The sequence below is a fragment of the Raoultella sp. T31 genome (assembly GCF_002806725.1).
GTDB lineage: Bacteria > Pseudomonadota > Gammaproteobacteria > Enterobacterales > Enterobacteriaceae > Klebsiella > Klebsiella electrica.
Map to the genome: position 1 here is coordinate 193,650 of NZ_PIBO01000002.1, position 14,427 is coordinate 208,076.

Consider the following 14,427-nt stretch of genomic DNA (forward strand, 5'->3'; position numbering starts at 1 on the left):
CCAGACGTTAAGTCTGGCATCTTCTCACATCCGCTGGCGAAAGAACTTAGTCTACTTCACGGACATCAACCCGCAGCTCTTTCGGTACTTCGAAAACAATATTCTCTTCACGCCCTTCCAGCGGAACGGCTTCTCCGCCGCCCAGCGCCTGCAGACGCGCGATCACGTTCTGCACCAGGATATCCGGGGCCGATGCGCCTGCGGTCACGCCAACGCACGCGGCCTCTTTGACCCATGCTTCCTGAATATCCGTCGCATCGTCAATCAGATAGGCCGCTTTCCCCATCCGCTGAGCGAGTTCCGCCAGACGGTTGGAGTTAGAGGAGTTTTTCGACCCCACCACCAGCACAACATCGGCCTGCTCCGCCAGCGCGCGAACCGCTTCCTGACGGTTAGTGGTGGCATAACAGATATCGTCTTTACGCGGCCCGACGATTTTCGGGAAGCGCTCGCGTAGTGCGTCGATCACATCCGAAGTGTCATCTACCGAGAGGGTTGTCTGCGTCATGAATGACAGCCGGGCGTCGTTTTTCACCTCCAGCTTCCAGACATCGTCGGGCGACTCCACCAGATACATTCCCCCTTCCGGGTTGCTGTACTGGCCCATCGTCCCTTCCACTTCCGGGTGACCGGCATGGCCAATCAGGATCGACTCTTCGCCACGACGGCTGGCGCGGGCGACTTCCATATGCACTTTGGTCACCAGCGGACAGGTCGCGTCGAAGACCGTCAGATCGCGGTTTTTCGCTTCATTACGCACCGCCTGGGACACGCCGTGCGCGGAGAAAATCAGGATCGCGCCGTCAGGCACTTCGCTAATCTGTTCGATAAAAATGGCGCCGCGTTTACGCAGGCTATCGACCACATAGCGGTTATGCACCACTTCATGACGCACATAGATCGGCGCGCCGTAGAGCGTCAGCGCGTTTTCAACAATGCTGATAGCGCGGTCAACGCCAGCGCAAAAGCCGCGCGGGTTAGCCAACAGGATCTGCATTTCACTCCTCCAGCGCCGGATCGATTTCCAGCACTTCAATATCAAAATGGACGGTGCGCCCGGCCAGCGGATGGTTGAAATCAACGGTGATCGAATCGCCGTTCACTTCACGAATCACGCCGGGCATTTCGCTGCCATCCATTGCGGTAAAGAGCATAATCGCGCCGATTTCCGGCTCGCCCGCGTCGATAAATTCACGACGGGAAAAGTACTGGATAAGATCCGGGCTTGGGATGCCAAACGCAGCATCGGGCTCCAGCGAAAAGACCTTTTTCTCCCCCTCTTTCAGACCCAGAAGCTGTTGTTCAAGACCTTCAGACAGGGAGGTATCGCCAAGGCGAAACAGGGCAGGCTTGCCGTTATTGCGGGTGGATTCAGCCGTTGAGCCATCATCCAGTTTCAGCGTGAAGTCAACGAGGATCGCGCTGTTGCTCTGTACGGATTTAGACATGCAAATTGCTCGCTTGTTTTGGCCCGCCTGTTTGCCCGGTGACGCTACGCTTACCGGACCTACGGAAGGGCACAAATTCTGTAGCCCGGGTAAGCGCAGCGCCACCCGGCATTGACATTTACACCGGCTCTTTTGCCGCAGGTTTTGGCAGGAAGCCTTCCAGCACAATCAGCGCCGCGCCGATGCAAATTGCGCTATCGGCCAGGTTGAAGGTGGCGAAATGCCAGTCCCCGACGTAGAAATCAATCATATCGACGACAAAACCATGCCATAACCGATCAAACAAGTTCCCCAGCGCGCCGCCGATAATCAGCGCGTAGGCAATGTTGTTCAGCTTTTGCGTGGCTTTTGAGCGATACATCAAGACCGCCAGAATCACGCAGATCCCGATGGCAATGCCGGCAAAGAACCAGCGCTGCCAGCCGCCGCTATCGGCAAGGAAGCTAAAAGCCGCGCCATAGTTACGCGCATAATGCAGATTAAGCGACGGGAACAGCGCTACCGTCTCCCCCAGAGCAAAGTTCTGGAGGATCAGGAATTTACTGCCCAGGTCAATAATCAGCACGGCGACGACGACCCAAAGCCAGCGTAGCCCCGTTGAACAGACAGATTTACTCATCAGGCAAACTTACGTTTTTCGCCATCACCGGCGACGTTGCTGACACAGCGACCGCAGATTTCCGCGTGTTCCGCCACCTTGCCGACATCGCTGGTGTAGTGCCAGCAACGCGGGCATTTCTCGCCCTCGGCTTTACTCAACGCGACTTTAAGCCCCTTCAGCAGTTCACTCTGCCAGGCATCGGCCGGCGCCTGCGCATGATCGGCAACCGTTGCCCCGGAGGTCAACAGGACAAAGCGTAATTCACTGCCCAGCGCGTTGAGCTTCGCGGCCAGAGCGTCATCGGCATACAGTGTGACCGCCGCTTCCAGAGAGCCGCCTACCAGTTTGTCGGCGCGCGCCTGCTCGATGACCTTGTTGACTTCGCCGCGCACCTGCAGCAGCTTGTCCCAGAAGTCGTCGTTCATCGCTTCGTCGTCGGCCAGGCCGAACAGACCTTCATACCACTCCCCGGTGAAGACGTATTTCTCGCGGGAACCCGGCAGGTAGCCCCAGATTTCGTCTGCGGTGAAGGACATGATCGGCGCCATCCAGCGAACCAGCGCTTCCACGATGTGGAACAGCGCGGTCTGGCAACTGCGACGCGCCCGGCTTTCCGCTTTCGCGGTGTACTGGCGGTCTTTGATGATATCGAGATAGAACGAGCCCATTTCGATGGAGCAGAAGCGCATCAGGCGCTGCACCACTTCGTGGAAGTCGTAGGATTCGTAGGCTTTCAGGATATCTTCCTGCGCCGCCTGCGCGCAGCCCACCGCCCAGCGATCGAGCACCACCATCTCTTCCGGTTTGACCATGTCTTTCGCCGGATCGAAACCATTCAGGTTCGCCAGCAGGAAGCGCGCGGTGTTACGGATACGACGATAGCTGTCGGCAGCACGTTTAAGGATCTCGTCGGAGACCGCCATTTCGCCGGTGTAATCGGTAGATGCCACCCACAGACGCAGAATATCGGCGCCCAGCTTGTTCATCACGTCCTGCGGGCTAACGGTATTACCGATAGACTTGGACATTTTGCGGCCCTGACCGTCGACGGTGAAACCGTGGGTCAGAACCTGGCGATACGGCGCTTTGCCCTTCATCGCCGTGGAGATCATCAGCGAGGACATAAACCAGCCGCGGTGCTGATCAGAACCTTCCAGATACATATCGGCGGCGTGACCGGAAAATTCCGGGCGTACGTCGACGACAGAAGAGTGAGTAGACCCGGAGTCGAACCACACGTCCAGGGTATCCGGCACTTTCTCGTAGCTGTCAGCGTCAGCGCCCAGGATGTCGCGGGAGTCGAGATCCCACCACGCCTGAATGCCGTCCACTTCGACGCGCTTCGCCACTTCTTCCATCAGCTCCAGGGTGTTCGGGTGCAGTTCCTGCGTCTCTTTGTGCACAAACAGAGACATCGGTACGCCCCAGGTACGCTGGCGGGAGATACACCAGTCAGGACGGTTGGCAACCATCGATTCGATACGCGCCTGGCCCCAGTCCGGGATCCACTGCACGCCTTTGATCTCTTTCAGCGACTGCGCGCGCAGGCCTTTCTGATCCATGCTGACGAACCACTGCGGGGTGGCACGGAAGATAATAGGCGACTTATGGCGCCAGCAGCACGGATAGCTGTGCTGCATCTTTTCAACGTGCAGCAGCGCGCCGCTGTCACGCAGCATCTCAACGATAATATCGTTGGCTTTAAAGACGTTGATGCCGTCCAGCGCCGGGTAGGTGCCTGGCAGGTAGGAACCGTCCGGGCCAACCGGGTTGGCAATTTCCAGGCCGTATTTCTGGCTGATAGTGTAGTCGTCCGGACCGTGACCGCCGGCGGTATGGACCGCGCCGGTACCCGCATCGAGGGTAACGTGATCGCCGAGGATTGCCGGCACATCGAAGTCGAGGAACGGATGCTTAAAGCGCATCAGCTCCAGTTCCGCGCCGTTCACCACCGCCAGGATAGTGTAGTCAGCAATACCCGCGCGTTTCATTACGCTTTCAACCAGATCTTTCGCCAGAATCAGCGCCTGACCATCAACCTGCACCAGCGCATAGTCGAATTCCGGCGACAGGGAGATGGCGCGGTTGGCTGGCAGGGTCCACGGGGTAGTGGTCCAGATGACCAGGGATAGCGGACCGGCGACGTCGGCAACGCCGAATTTCGCCAGCACGGCGGCTTGGTCTACCGCGTGGAAGGCCACGTCGATAGAAGGAGACGTTTTGTCGTAATACTCGACTTCCGCTTCAGCCAGCGCAGAACGGCAGTCGACGCACCAGTGCACCGGCTTCGCGCCTTTGTGCAGGTGGCCGTTGCCGATGATTTTACCCAGCGCACGGATGATGTTGGCTTCTGTTTTGAAGTCCATGGTCAGGTACGGACGCGACCAGTCGCCCAGCACGCCCAGGCGGATAAAGTCTTTACGCTGACCGTCAACCTGGGTCGCAGCATATTCGCGGCACTTGGCGCGGAATTCAGCAGCGGTGAATTTCTCACCCGGCTTGCCATATTCCTGCTCCACTTTCAGTTCGATCGGCAGACCGTGGCAGTCCCAACCCGGAACGTAAGGCGAGTCATAGCCCGTCAGTCCTTTGGACTTCACGATAATGTCTTTCAGAATCTTGTTAACCGAGTGACCAATATGAATGCTGCCATTCGCATAAGGAGGGCCATCATGCAGAATGAAGGTTTTTTTGCCTTTTTTCGCTGCCCGGATGATGCCGTACAGGTCATCATCGGTCCAACGCGCCAGCATTCCCGGTTCGCGCTTGGCGAGATCGCCACGCATCGGGAACCCTGTTTCCGGCAAATTCAGGGTCGATTTATAGTCACTCATCAGATTCTCGGTTCCGTATTTCGGTTTGATAAACACCAACAGACTTATGCCTGCCTGGCCTGCCCAAAGAACTCGCGGGCCGTTAACTCATCACGTGCAATTTGCGCTTTTAGCTCATCGAGCGACGCAAATCGCTGCTCATTACGTATTTTTTTACGCAGTATTACATCTATATGGCGACCATAAAGGTCCATTACAACGTCCAGCAGATGCACTTCCAGCTGTTGGCGAACGCCAGCAACCGTTGGACGGGTGCCAATGTTGGCGACGCCCACCAGCGGTTTGTCGCCCAGTCCTGTCACTTCCACCGCATAGACCCCTTTTACCGGGGAAACCTGACGACGTAGCGGTAAATTCGCCGTCGGAAAACCAATCGTGCGCCCCAGCTCATCGCCGTGGACCACGCGTCCGGAGATCGTAAAGGGATGGCCCAGCAGGTTTTCCGCCTGCACAAGGTCGTCGTCCGCCAGCGCCTGGCGCACCGCTGTACTGCTGATGCGCACGCCGCCTTCGCAGAAAGTTTGGGTGCTGGTCACGTCAAAACCATATTCCGCACCGGCTTTCTGTAATAACAAGAAATCCCCCTGGCGGCCAGCGCCAAAGCGGAAATCGTCCCCCACCGCGAGAAACTGCACGCCTAAACGGCGCACCAGCAGTTCGCTGATAAAATCCTGGGCGGTCAGGGCGGCGAAGCGGCGGTCAAAGCGCACGCACAGCACATAGTCGACGCCGCTTTCAGCCAGATAGCTCAGCTTTTCGCGCAGACGCGTCAAACGGGCTGGCGCCTTATCGGCGGCAAACAACTCCAGCGGCTGTGGTTCGAAAATCATCACCACCACCGGTAAACCACGCTGGCGGCCCTCGGCGCGCAAACGCTGCAACAGCGCCTGATGCCCGCGATGCACACCGTCAAAATTACCAATGGTCAGCACGCACCCGTGCGGCGCCTGACTGAGATTATGTATGCCGCGTATCAGCTTCATGTCTGGCTCAAAACAGTGAAAATCGTCCGAGTATACCTTGTACAACTGACGACGTTAACCAGCGATTGCACCTCTTAACCGAAAGATCCCGGTAATTCATCAACTCAGCGCGGGAATGCGGCAAAAACTCCCCTCGCCCAGCGATTTTTATGGTGGAAAGGCTGTATTCGCCAGCAACAAGCTGGTAGAATCTTGCGCCATCACTACGTAATAAAGCGTCGTTGTTTTAAGCGGCGCTTATTTGCACAAATCCATTGACAAAAGAAGGCTAAACGGGCATATTCCTCGGCCTTTGAATTGTCCATATAGAACACATTTGGGAGTTGGACCTTGGCTAATATCAAATCAGCTAAGAAGCGCGCCGTTCAGTCTGAAAAGGCCCGCAAGCACAACGCTAGCCGTCGCTCTATGATGCGTACTTTCATCAAGAAAGTATACGCAGCTATCGAAGCTGGCGACAAAGCTACTGCACTGAAAGCATTTAACGAAATGCAACCGATCGTGGACCGTCAGGCTGCTAAAGGTCTGATCCACAAAAACAAAGCTGCGCGTCATAAAGCAAACCTGACCGCTCAGATCAACAAACTGGCTTAATCGCCTGCTTGTTATCGCTTTGTAAAAAAACCCGCGAAAGCGGGTTTTTTTATGTCTGCGAGTTACGCCTGCGGCGTCGCGAAGAGTGACGAATAGTCGCGATTGCAAATCCGTTGCACCGCCGGATGCTGAATCATTCTTTCAGCAAAAATGGCGTGATACTCCTCCATCACATTCTCCATCCGACCGATCTCAATAATCGTCTCATCCTGATAGAAATCATGCGCGTAAAGCGTCGGCGCGACAAAAATCGCATTGTGCGCCGCACCGAACGCCTTCATCAGCGCCGCATCGTCAAACTCGCCGAGAATCTCCACCTTCAGCCCCTGCGAATTGAACCAGTTCAGAAGTTTGCGTCCCAGCATCGAACGACGACCGGGGATCAGCAGACGACGTTCCTCCAGACAGGCGGGAAACGGCTTTTCCGGCGGCGGGTTCATGCACCAGAAACTCACGCTGCACTCGCCGATACGCACGGAGAACAGCCCTTCCTGTTGAGTGGAATCGATGGGGCAGTCAGAGATGATCATATCAAGTTTGTGCTGGCTGAGCTGCTCCAGCAGCATTTCGTGGGTCGACTCAAAGCAGCGCAGGTGAATCTGTTCATTATCCACGACCGCCGCATCCAGCACCCCGCTCACCAGTCTTTTCGACAATGCGTCGGCAACGCCGACATCGAACAGCAGGTTAGACTCTTTGCGGTAGTTCACAATATCGAGCATCTCCTGGCTCAACGTGAACATGCGGTCCGCGTAGCGGAATACCAGCTCGCCCAGTTCGCTCGGCTCCAGCCCCCGCCCCTTGCGTTTAAACAATTTCCCCTGCAAACGCTCTTCAAGCGCTTTGATCTGCCCGGTAATGGTCTGCGGCGTCAGGAACAAGGCCTCCGCCGCGCCGACAACAGAACCTTCTTTATAAACGTGCCAGAAGTAATACAGATGGTTGTAATTAATATGCGACATGCTTCTCTCCCTGATAATGTCCTGGAGAACCTCTGCCGGCTCTCCGAAAGTATTACGCCAGGTGGGCGGGAACCGTTATGCGCTTGCGCAGCAGCAGATATCCGCTGACGGCTGACAGTACCGAGCCGGTCAGAATGCCAAGCTTAGCCCAGTTGATTAAGCCAGGATTAACGCTGCTGAAGGCCAGACTGGCGATGAAAATCGACATCGTGAAGCCAATCCCACACAGAATGCCGACCGCCATAATCTGCTTGCTGGTCGTCCCTTCCGGCAGCGATGCCCATTTCAGTTTTAACGCCAGCCAGCAGAACAGGCTGATACCCAGCGGCTTGCCGACAAACAGCCCGGCGATAATCCCCAGCGGCAGCAGTGACGTCAGCCCTTCAATCGTCACCCCTTGCAGCGACACGCCGGCGTTAGCGAAGGCGAAAAGCGGCAGAATCAGGTAAGCCACCCACGGATGCAGGACATGCTCAAGCTGCTTAGCCGGGGATTTACCGCCCTGCTCCTTCAGCGGGATAATAAAGCCAACAATCACCCCGGCTAAGGTCGCATGTACCCCGGATTTCAACACCGCAATCCATAGCACCGCGCCGACCAGGATATAGATACCGGTGCGTCGGACGCCGCAAAGATTGAGCGCGACCAGCACGGCCATCGCCCCTGCCGCCACGCCCAGCGACAATATGGAAAGGTCGCTGGTATAAAACAGGGCAATGATGATAATGGCGCCCAGGTCGTCGATAATCGCCAGCGCCATCAGAAAGATTTTCAGAGCTGGCGGCACGCGGCTGCCCAGCAGCGCCAGCACTCCCAGGGCAAAGGCGATATCGGTCGCCGCCGGAATCGCCCACCCCTCGCGGGTGATCGGATCCTGAGCATTGAACGCCAGATAGATCAGCGCCGGGACAATCATCCCACCTAAGGCGGCCAGCACCGGGAAAACGGCCTGACGACGGCTGGCCAGCGCCCCCTGAATCATCTCGCGCTTTACTTCGAGGCCAATCAGCAAGAAGAAGACCGCCATCAGCGCATCGTTAATCCACAGCAGCATGTTCTTATTGATTTCTAACGCGCCAACACGCAGCTGAACGGGGGTGTCCAGAAAGGAATGGTAAAGACCGCTGGTCACGCCAGTATTAGCCAATAGCATAGCCAACGCGGCCGCGAAAATGAGGATAATGCCTCCTGAAGCATCGCTACTAAAAAAACGCTGCAGATGTTTCACTGTTACTCTCTCTGTAAGGCTAATTCATCGATGAAACTATTCTAGCCGACATAACACTTCGAAAAAATAAGATTATTATTGCATTATGACTCGGTTTTTACGATATAAGGCTGACAGTAAAGCGCGACGCTGACCGGAGGGATTCAGCCATCATTAACAGATAGCGGCTGGAAACAAAAAAGCCACTTTAACAATAAAGTGGCTTTTCAGAATCGCAGGAGATTAGCGCGTCAGGTCGTCGAAGAATTTCTTCACGCCATCAAAGAAACTTTTAGAGCGCGGGCTGTTTTTCTCACCCGTCGGACCGCCAAAACTTTCCTGAAGCTCCTTCAGCAGCTGTTTCTGTTTTTCATTAAGTCCTACCGGCGTTTCAACCACCACCCGGCACAGCAGATCGCCCTGCGCGCCGCCGCGTACGGATTTCACGCCTTTGCCACGCATGCGGAACAGCTTACCGGTCTGCGTTTCGCCAGGCACTTTCAGATTGACGCGGCCATCCAGCGTCGGGACTTCAATCTCGCCGCCGAGGGCAGCCATAGTGAAGTTGATCGGCACTTCGCAGTACAGGTTGTTGCCTTCACGCTCAAAGATAGCGTGCTGCTTAACCTGGACCTGAACGTACAGATCGCCCGCCGGAGCGCCGTGCTCGCCCGCTTCGCCTTCGCCTGACAGACGAATACGATCGCCGGTATCCACGCCCGCCGGGATTTTGACCGACAGAGTTTTGGTCTTCTCGACGCGACCGTGACCGTGGCATTTGTTGCACGGATCTTTAATCAGCGTACCGCGTCCCTGACAATGCGGACAGGTTTGCTGAACGGCGAAGAAGCCCTGGCGCATCTGCACCTGACCGGCACCGTGACAGGTTGGACAGGTTTGCGGTTTGCTACCGGCTTTCGCACCGCTACCGTGGCAGACGTCACACTCTTCCAGCGTCGGAATGCGAATCTCTTTGGTCACGCCGCGAACGGCTTCTTCCAGCGTCAGGTCCATGTTGTAGCGCAGGTCAGCGCCGCGCGCCGCGCGCTGACGGCCACGACCGCCGCCGAAGATATCGCCAAACACATCGCCAAAGATATCGCTGAAATCAGCGCCGCCGCCAAAACCGCCGCCGCCGCCCATGCCACCTTGTTCAAAGGCAGCGTGGCCGTACTGATCGTAGGCCGCACGCTTCTGGTCATCAGTCAGGATTTCATACGCTTCTTTAATTTCTTTAAACTTCGCTTCGGCTTCTTTATCACCCTGGTTACGGTCCGGGTGGTATTTCATCGCCAGGCGCTTGTAAGCCTTTTTGATTTCACGCTCTTCCGCTGTTTTGGAAACGCCCAAAATCTCGTAATAATCTTGCTTTGCCATTGGTGTTTTTCAGCCCCTTAACATGCGTGCACGGGCGGAGAGGAAACCTCTTCGCCCGTGCCAGTGTTTTACCCGTTCAAAGGGCGATTATTTTTTGTCTTTCACTTCTTCAAACTCGGCGTCAACGACATCGTCGTCTTTCGCGTTGCTTTCGGAAGCTTCAGCGCCGCCAGCCTGTTGCTGAGCATGCTGCTGCTGAGCGATTTCCATCAGCTTCTGGGAAGCCTGGGCCAGCGCCTGCATTTTCGCTTCGATATCCGCTTTGTCTTCACCTTTCAGCGACGTTTCCAGTGCGGTCAGCGCAGACTCGATGGCAGTCTTGTCGTCAGCCGGCAGTTTGTCGCCTGCTTCTTCAACCTGCTTACGCGTGCTGTGCAGCAGATGGTCGCCCTGGTTGCGGGTCTGAACCAGTTCTTCGAACTTACGGTCAGATTCAGCGTTCGCTTCCGCATCGCGGACCATTTTGGCGATTTCTTCTTCGTTCAGACCGGAAGACGCTTTAATGGTGATTTTCTGCTCTTTACCGCTGTTTTTGTCTTTCGCGGACACGTGCAGGATACCATCAGCATCGATGTCGAAGGTGACTTCGATCTGCGGCATACCGCGCGGCGCCGGGTTAATCCCATCCAGGTTGAACTGACCCAGTGATTTGTTATCGGAGGCGCGTTTACGCTCGCCCTGAATCACGTGGATGGTCACCGCAGACTGGTTGTCTTCTGCAGTAGAGAACACCTGGCTGTGTTTGGTCGGGATTGTGGTGTTTTTGTTGATCAGCGCCGTCATCACGCCGCCCATGGTTTCGATACCCAGCGACAGCGGGGTAACGTCCAGCAGCAGAACGTCTTTAACTTCACCAGTCAGTACACCGCCCTGAACCGCAGCACCGATCGCCACAGCTTCATCCGGGTTAACGTCTTTACGCGGCTCTTTACCAAAGAACTCAGCCACTTTCTTCTGCACCATTGGCATACGGGTCTGACCGCCGACCAGGATAACGTCCTGGATGTCAGATACCGACAGGCCAGCGTCCTGCAGCGCAACTTTCAGCGGCTCGATAGAACGGTTAACCAGATCTTCAACCAGGCTTTCCAGTTTCGCACGCGTCACTTTGATGTTCATGTGTTTCGGACCGGTGGCATCTGCGGTGATGTACGGCAGGTTCACGTCGGTCTGCTGAGCGGAAGAAAGCTCGATTTTCGCTTTTTCAGCCGCTTCTTTCAGGCGCTGCATGGCCAGCGGATCGTTACGCAGGTCAATGCCCTGATCTTTCTTAAACTCATCAACGAGGTAGTTGATCATACGGCTGTCGAAGTCTTCACCACCCAGGTGGGTATCACCGTTGGTTGCCAGAACTTCGAAGGTTTTTTCGCCGTCAACTTCGTCGATTTCGATAATCGAGATATCGAAGGTACCACCACCGAGGTCGTAAACCGCGATAGTACGGTTGCCGACTTCTTTATCCAGACCGTAAGCCAGCGCAGCGGCGGTCGGTTCGTTGATGATACGTTTGACTTCCAGACCTGCGATACGGCCGGCATCTTTCGTTGCCTGACGCTGAGCATCGTTGAAGTATGCAGGTACGGTGATAACCGCTTCAGTTACCGGCTCACCCAAGTAATCTTCCGCCGTTTTCTTCATTTTTTTCAGCACTTCAGCAGAAATCTGCGGCGGTGCCATTTTCTGACCTTTCACATCAAGCCATGCGTCGCCGTTGTCGGCGCCGATGATTTTGTACGGCATGATGGATACGTCACGCTGAACTTCTTCGTCCTGGAAGCGGCGACCAATCAGGCGTTTAATCGCAAACAGGGTGTTTTGCGGGTTTGTCACTGCCTGACGTTTAGCCGGCTGACCAACCAGAGTTTCACCATCCTGGGTATAAGCAATGATAGAAGGCGTGGTGCGATCGCCTTCGGCGTTCTCCAGCACACGTGCAGTAGTGCCATCCATAATCGCTACACAAGAGTTGGTAGTACCCAGGTCGATACCAATAATTTTACCCATCTAAACGTCTCCACTAAAAATTCGATCAACATGTGGTTGTGAACCTGTAATAAGGGCAAAACCGATGGTTTCAACTGCCCAGACATCATTTTTTTCAGGTTCATTCACTGCGGTTGACTACAAGATGGGGTCGCCCATCGCTTCCTCAAGGGGGCAAGCAAAAAAATTTTTCACTTTCTTGCCGGATAAAGGGAGAAATAAGGAAGGCAGACTGAATAAACCGGTAACAAAGCGGCTTTTATCGATAACACCTGTCCCGCCGGGCGCTTGCGTCCCCGTTTACCGGTAGCGAACGCACACCATCTCTCCTCGCCTGCGTAAATTGGCGAAAAATACCTCGCCAGATCATAGACAGTTACCCTGCGCCTCATTATGATGCCGCGCCCCGTCCACGAGTGGTGGGGTAATGCTTCCCTTTCTAATCATTATTCTGAGGAATTATGGGCAACACTAAGTTGGCTAATCCGGCACCGCTGGGCCTTATGGGCTTCGGCATGACCACTATTCTGCTTAACCTGGCAAATAGCGGCCTGTTCGCGTTTGATGTAGCTATCCTGGCGATGGGCATTTTTTACGGCGGCATTGCGCAGATTTTCGCAGGCCTGCTGGAATTTAAAAAAGGTAATACCTTTGGTTTAACCGCTTTTACGTCCTACGGCGCCTTCTGGCTGACGTTGGTCGCTATTCTTCTCATGCCGAAAATGGGCCTGGCGGAAAAGCCTGATGCGCACTTCCTCGGCATGTACCTCGGTCTGTGGGGAGTCTTCACGTTGTTTATGTTCTTCGGCACCCTGAAAGCCGCACGAATGTTGCAATTCGTGTTCCTCAGTTTGACCGTCCTGTTTGCGCTGCTGGCAATCGGCCACCTCGCCGATAACGAAGGTCTGGTGAAAATCGCGGGCTGGATTGGTTTAGTCTGCGGCGGTAGCGCTATTTATCTGGCGATGGGTGAAGTACTGAACGAACAGTTTGGTCGCACCGTACTGCCGATCGGCGCACCGCATTGATCAACAATCCCCTCGTTCTGACGGACGAGGGGATTGCTTGCGGAACGTTACGGCAAGCGCTGCAATTCCCCCTCTGCGGCGGCCACCTCGCGGTTCATCCCCTGGCGCAGCCAGATCCCTAATCCCAGCCCCAGCAATGAAAGCGCCAGCACGTACCACGCCGGAGCCATCGGCGAAACCCCCATGAGCATAGTCACGGCAATCGGCGTCAGGCCGCCAAAAATGGCGTAAGAGACGTTGTACGAGAAGGAAATACCGGTAAAGCGAACTTCTGCCGGGAAAGCGCGCACCATGACGTAAGGCACGGCGCCCACGACCCCGACGCACAACCCCACCGCGCCATACAGCAGGAACAGCTGCCCGGGACTGCTGCCGGAAAGGTGATAGAACGCCCAACTGGAGACCGCCAGCAGCACGCTGCCGACGATGAACGTGCGGCTGGCGCCAAAACGATCCGCCGCCAGCCCTGCCAGCAGACAGCCGATGCACAGCATAATGGTGGCAATGCTGTTGGCCTGCAGGGTCGTTGCCGGGGCAAAACCGTAGTGTTTTTGTAGCCAGACCGGCGACATCAGGATAACCACCACTATGCCGGCGGATAACAGCCAGGTCAGCAGCATGGAAACTACCACTGCTTTCTGGTGCTTCAGCACCACCGATTTGACCGGCAGCTCCTGCGCTAGCGCTTTACGCTGCTGCATTTCGAGAAATATCGGCGTCTCCTGCAGCCAACGACGCAAATACATGGCTACCAGGCCAAATACGCCGCCTAACAGGAAGGGAATACGCCAGCCGCCGTCGAGGATCCCCTGCGGCGTCAGGCTGGTATTGATCAGCGTCGCGACAACCGAGCCCAGCAGAATGCCAACCGTCAGGCCGGCAGTGAGAGTGCCGCAGGCGATACCAATGCGTTTTTCCGGCACGTGTTCGGCGACAAAAACCCAGGCGCCGGGAACTTCTCCTCCGATAGCCGCCCCCTGCAGAATGCGCATCAGCAACAGCAGCAGCGGCGCGACAAGACCTATTGATGCGTAGGTCGGCAGCAGGCCAATCGCCAGCGTCGGCAGGGCCATAAGCAGAATGCTCAGGGTGAACATCTTCTTGCGCCCGACCAGATCGCCGAAGTGGGCCATGATGATGCCGCCCAATGGACGCGCCAGATAGCCCGCAGCAAAGATGCCGAAGGTCTGCACCTGACGCAGCCATTCCGGGATGTCCGCCGGGAAGAACAGGTCGCCAACGACGGCGGCGAAGAAAACAAAGATAATGAAATCATAAAACTCCAGCGCGCCGCCAAGGGCGGCCAGCGTCAGCGTTTTATAATCTTGTCGATTCAGAGGTCGGGTATGTTGTGACATAACGAGCGATTCATCCAGAGGTGTAAGTGCTATCACGCAAGTGTAAAGTAAA

Annotated in this window: 12 protein-coding genes; 2 read left to right on the forward strand and 10 right to left on the reverse strand. The window is 55.8% G+C overall.

All coding sequences use genetic code 11. The annotated features are described in order from the left end of the window. Positions 1 to 46: 46 nt before the first annotated feature. The 5 genes from ispH to ribF form a co-directional block, all read right to left on the reverse strand. Positions 47 to 997, reverse strand: coding sequence for a 4-hydroxy-3-methylbut-2-enyl diphosphate reductase (gene ispH, locus CWM52_RS02385; protein WP_032689538.1), 951 nt, complete (start codon positions 995 to 997; stop codon positions 47 to 49). A 1-nt stretch (position 998) separates the two neighbouring features. Continuing rightward, positions 999 to 1,448, reverse strand: a complete 450-nt coding sequence (fkpB, locus tag CWM52_RS02390) for an FKBP-type peptidyl-prolyl cis-trans isomerase (protein ID WP_100682663.1) — start codon at positions 1,446 to 1,448, stop codon at positions 999 to 1,001. Positions 1,449 to 1,566: 118 nt separating this feature from the next. Continuing rightward, a complete protein-coding gene (lspA, locus tag CWM52_RS02395; protein WP_100682616.1) occupies positions 1,567 to 2,067 on the reverse strand; it encodes a signal peptidase II in 501 nt (166 codons plus the stop codon). After that, positions 2,067 to 4,883 (reverse strand): isoleucine--tRNA ligase, encoded by a 2,817-nt coding sequence (gene ileS, locus CWM52_RS02400; protein ID WP_100682664.1) that lies wholly within the window; start codon positions 4,881 to 4,883, stop codon positions 2,067 to 2,069. Before ileS ends, lspA begins: the two co-directional genes overlap by 1 nt. A 44-nt stretch (positions 4,884 to 4,927) precedes the next feature. Continuing rightward, complete coding sequence (ribF, locus tag CWM52_RS02405) at positions 4,928 to 5,866, reverse strand: bifunctional riboflavin kinase/FAD synthetase (RefSeq protein WP_100682617.1); 939 nt, start codon at positions 5,864 to 5,866, stop codon at positions 4,928 to 4,930. 330 nt (positions 5,867 to 6,196) lie between these two features. Here ribF and rpsT point away from each other — a divergent pair, with 330 nt between their 5' ends. After that, positions 6,197 to 6,460 carry a 30S ribosomal protein S20 gene (gene rpsT / locus CWM52_RS02415; RefSeq protein ID WP_003018940.1) on the forward strand — a complete coding sequence of 88 codons (264 nt, stop codon included), beginning with the start codon at positions 6,197 to 6,199 and terminating at the stop codon, positions 6,458 to 6,460. Between the two features lie 62 nt (positions 6,461 to 6,522). Here the strand turns inward: rpsT and nhaR are convergent, their stop codons facing one another. The 4 genes from nhaR to dnaK all read right to left on the reverse strand — a co-directional run bounded on the left by nhaR (position 6,523) and on the right by dnaK (position 12,010). Further along, positions 6,523 to 7,422: a transcriptional activator NhaR gene (gene nhaR, locus CWM52_RS02420; RefSeq protein ID WP_100682618.1), complete on the reverse strand. Its 900-nt coding sequence runs from the start codon at positions 7,420 to 7,422 to the stop codon at positions 6,523 to 6,525. A gap of 52 nt (positions 7,423 to 7,474) precedes the next feature. Then, positions 7,475 to 8,650 (reverse strand): Na+/H+ antiporter NhaA, encoded by a 1,176-nt coding sequence (gene nhaA / locus CWM52_RS02425; protein WP_100682619.1) that lies wholly within the window; start codon positions 8,648 to 8,650, stop codon positions 7,475 to 7,477. A gap of 222 nt (positions 8,651 to 8,872) precedes the next feature. Next, positions 8,873 to 10,006, reverse strand: coding sequence for a molecular chaperone DnaJ (gene dnaJ, locus CWM52_RS02430; protein ID WP_100682620.1), 1,134 nt, complete (start codon positions 10,004 to 10,006; stop codon positions 8,873 to 8,875). 87 nt (positions 10,007 to 10,093) lie between these two features. Further along, positions 10,094 to 12,010, reverse strand: a complete 1,917-nt coding sequence (gene dnaK / locus CWM52_RS02435) for a molecular chaperone DnaK (RefSeq protein ID WP_004857708.1) — start codon at positions 12,008 to 12,010, stop codon at positions 10,094 to 10,096. A 440-nt stretch (positions 12,011 to 12,450) separates the two neighbouring features. Here dnaK and satP point away from each other — a divergent pair, with 440 nt between their 5' ends. Next, positions 12,451 to 13,017, forward strand: a complete 567-nt coding sequence (satP, locus tag CWM52_RS02440) for an acetate uptake transporter (protein ID WP_100682621.1) — start codon at positions 12,451 to 12,453, stop codon at positions 13,015 to 13,017. A gap of 47 nt (positions 13,018 to 13,064) precedes the next feature. On the opposite strand, the gene CWM52_RS02445 is transcribed toward satP, so the two are convergent. After that, on the reverse strand, positions 13,065 to 14,375 hold the full coding sequence (locus CWM52_RS02445) for an MFS transporter (RefSeq protein WP_100682622.1): 1,311 nt from the start codon (positions 14,373 to 14,375) through the stop codon (positions 13,065 to 13,067). Between the last annotated feature and the right edge of the window lie 52 nt (positions 14,376 to 14,427).

What these genes read in the sequence shown, in the direction of transcription:
- ispH (WP_032689538.1), bottom strand. Translation starts at nt 997, where the DNA reads ATGCAGATCCTGTTGGCTAACCCGCGCGGCTTTTGCGCTGGCGTTGAC.
- fkpB (WP_100682663.1), bottom strand. Translation starts at nt 1,448, where the DNA reads ATGTCTAAATCCGTACAGAGCAACAGCGCGATCCTCGTTGACTTCACG.
- lspA (WP_100682616.1), bottom strand. Translation starts at nt 2,067, where the DNA reads ATGAGTAAATCTGTCTGTTCAACGGGGCTACGCTGGCTTTGGGTCGTC.
- ileS (WP_100682664.1), bottom strand. Translation starts at nt 4,883, where the DNA reads ATGAGTGACTATAAATCGACCCTGAATTTGCCGGAAACAGGGTTCCCG.
- ribF (WP_100682617.1), bottom strand. Translation starts at nt 5,866, where the DNA reads ATGAAGCTGATACGCGGCATACATAATCTCAGTCAGGCGCCGCACGGG.
- nhaR (WP_100682618.1), bottom strand. Translation starts at nt 7,422, where the DNA reads ATGTCGCATATTAATTACAACCATCTGTATTACTTCTGGCACGTTTAT.
- dnaJ (WP_100682620.1), bottom strand. Translation starts at nt 10,006, where the DNA reads ATGGCAAAGCAAGATTATTACGAGATTTTGGGCGTTTCCAAAACAGCG.
- dnaK (WP_004857708.1), bottom strand. Translation starts at nt 12,010, where the DNA reads ATGGGTAAAATTATTGGTATCGACCTGGGTACTACCAACTCTTGTGTA.
- satP (WP_100682621.1), top strand. Translation starts at nt 12,451, where the DNA reads ATGGGCAACACTAAGTTGGCTAATCCGGCACCGCTGGGCCTTATGGGC.
- CWM52_RS02445 (WP_100682622.1), bottom strand. Translation starts at nt 14,375, where the DNA reads ATGTCACAACATACCCGACCTCTGAATCGACAAGATTATAAAACGCTG.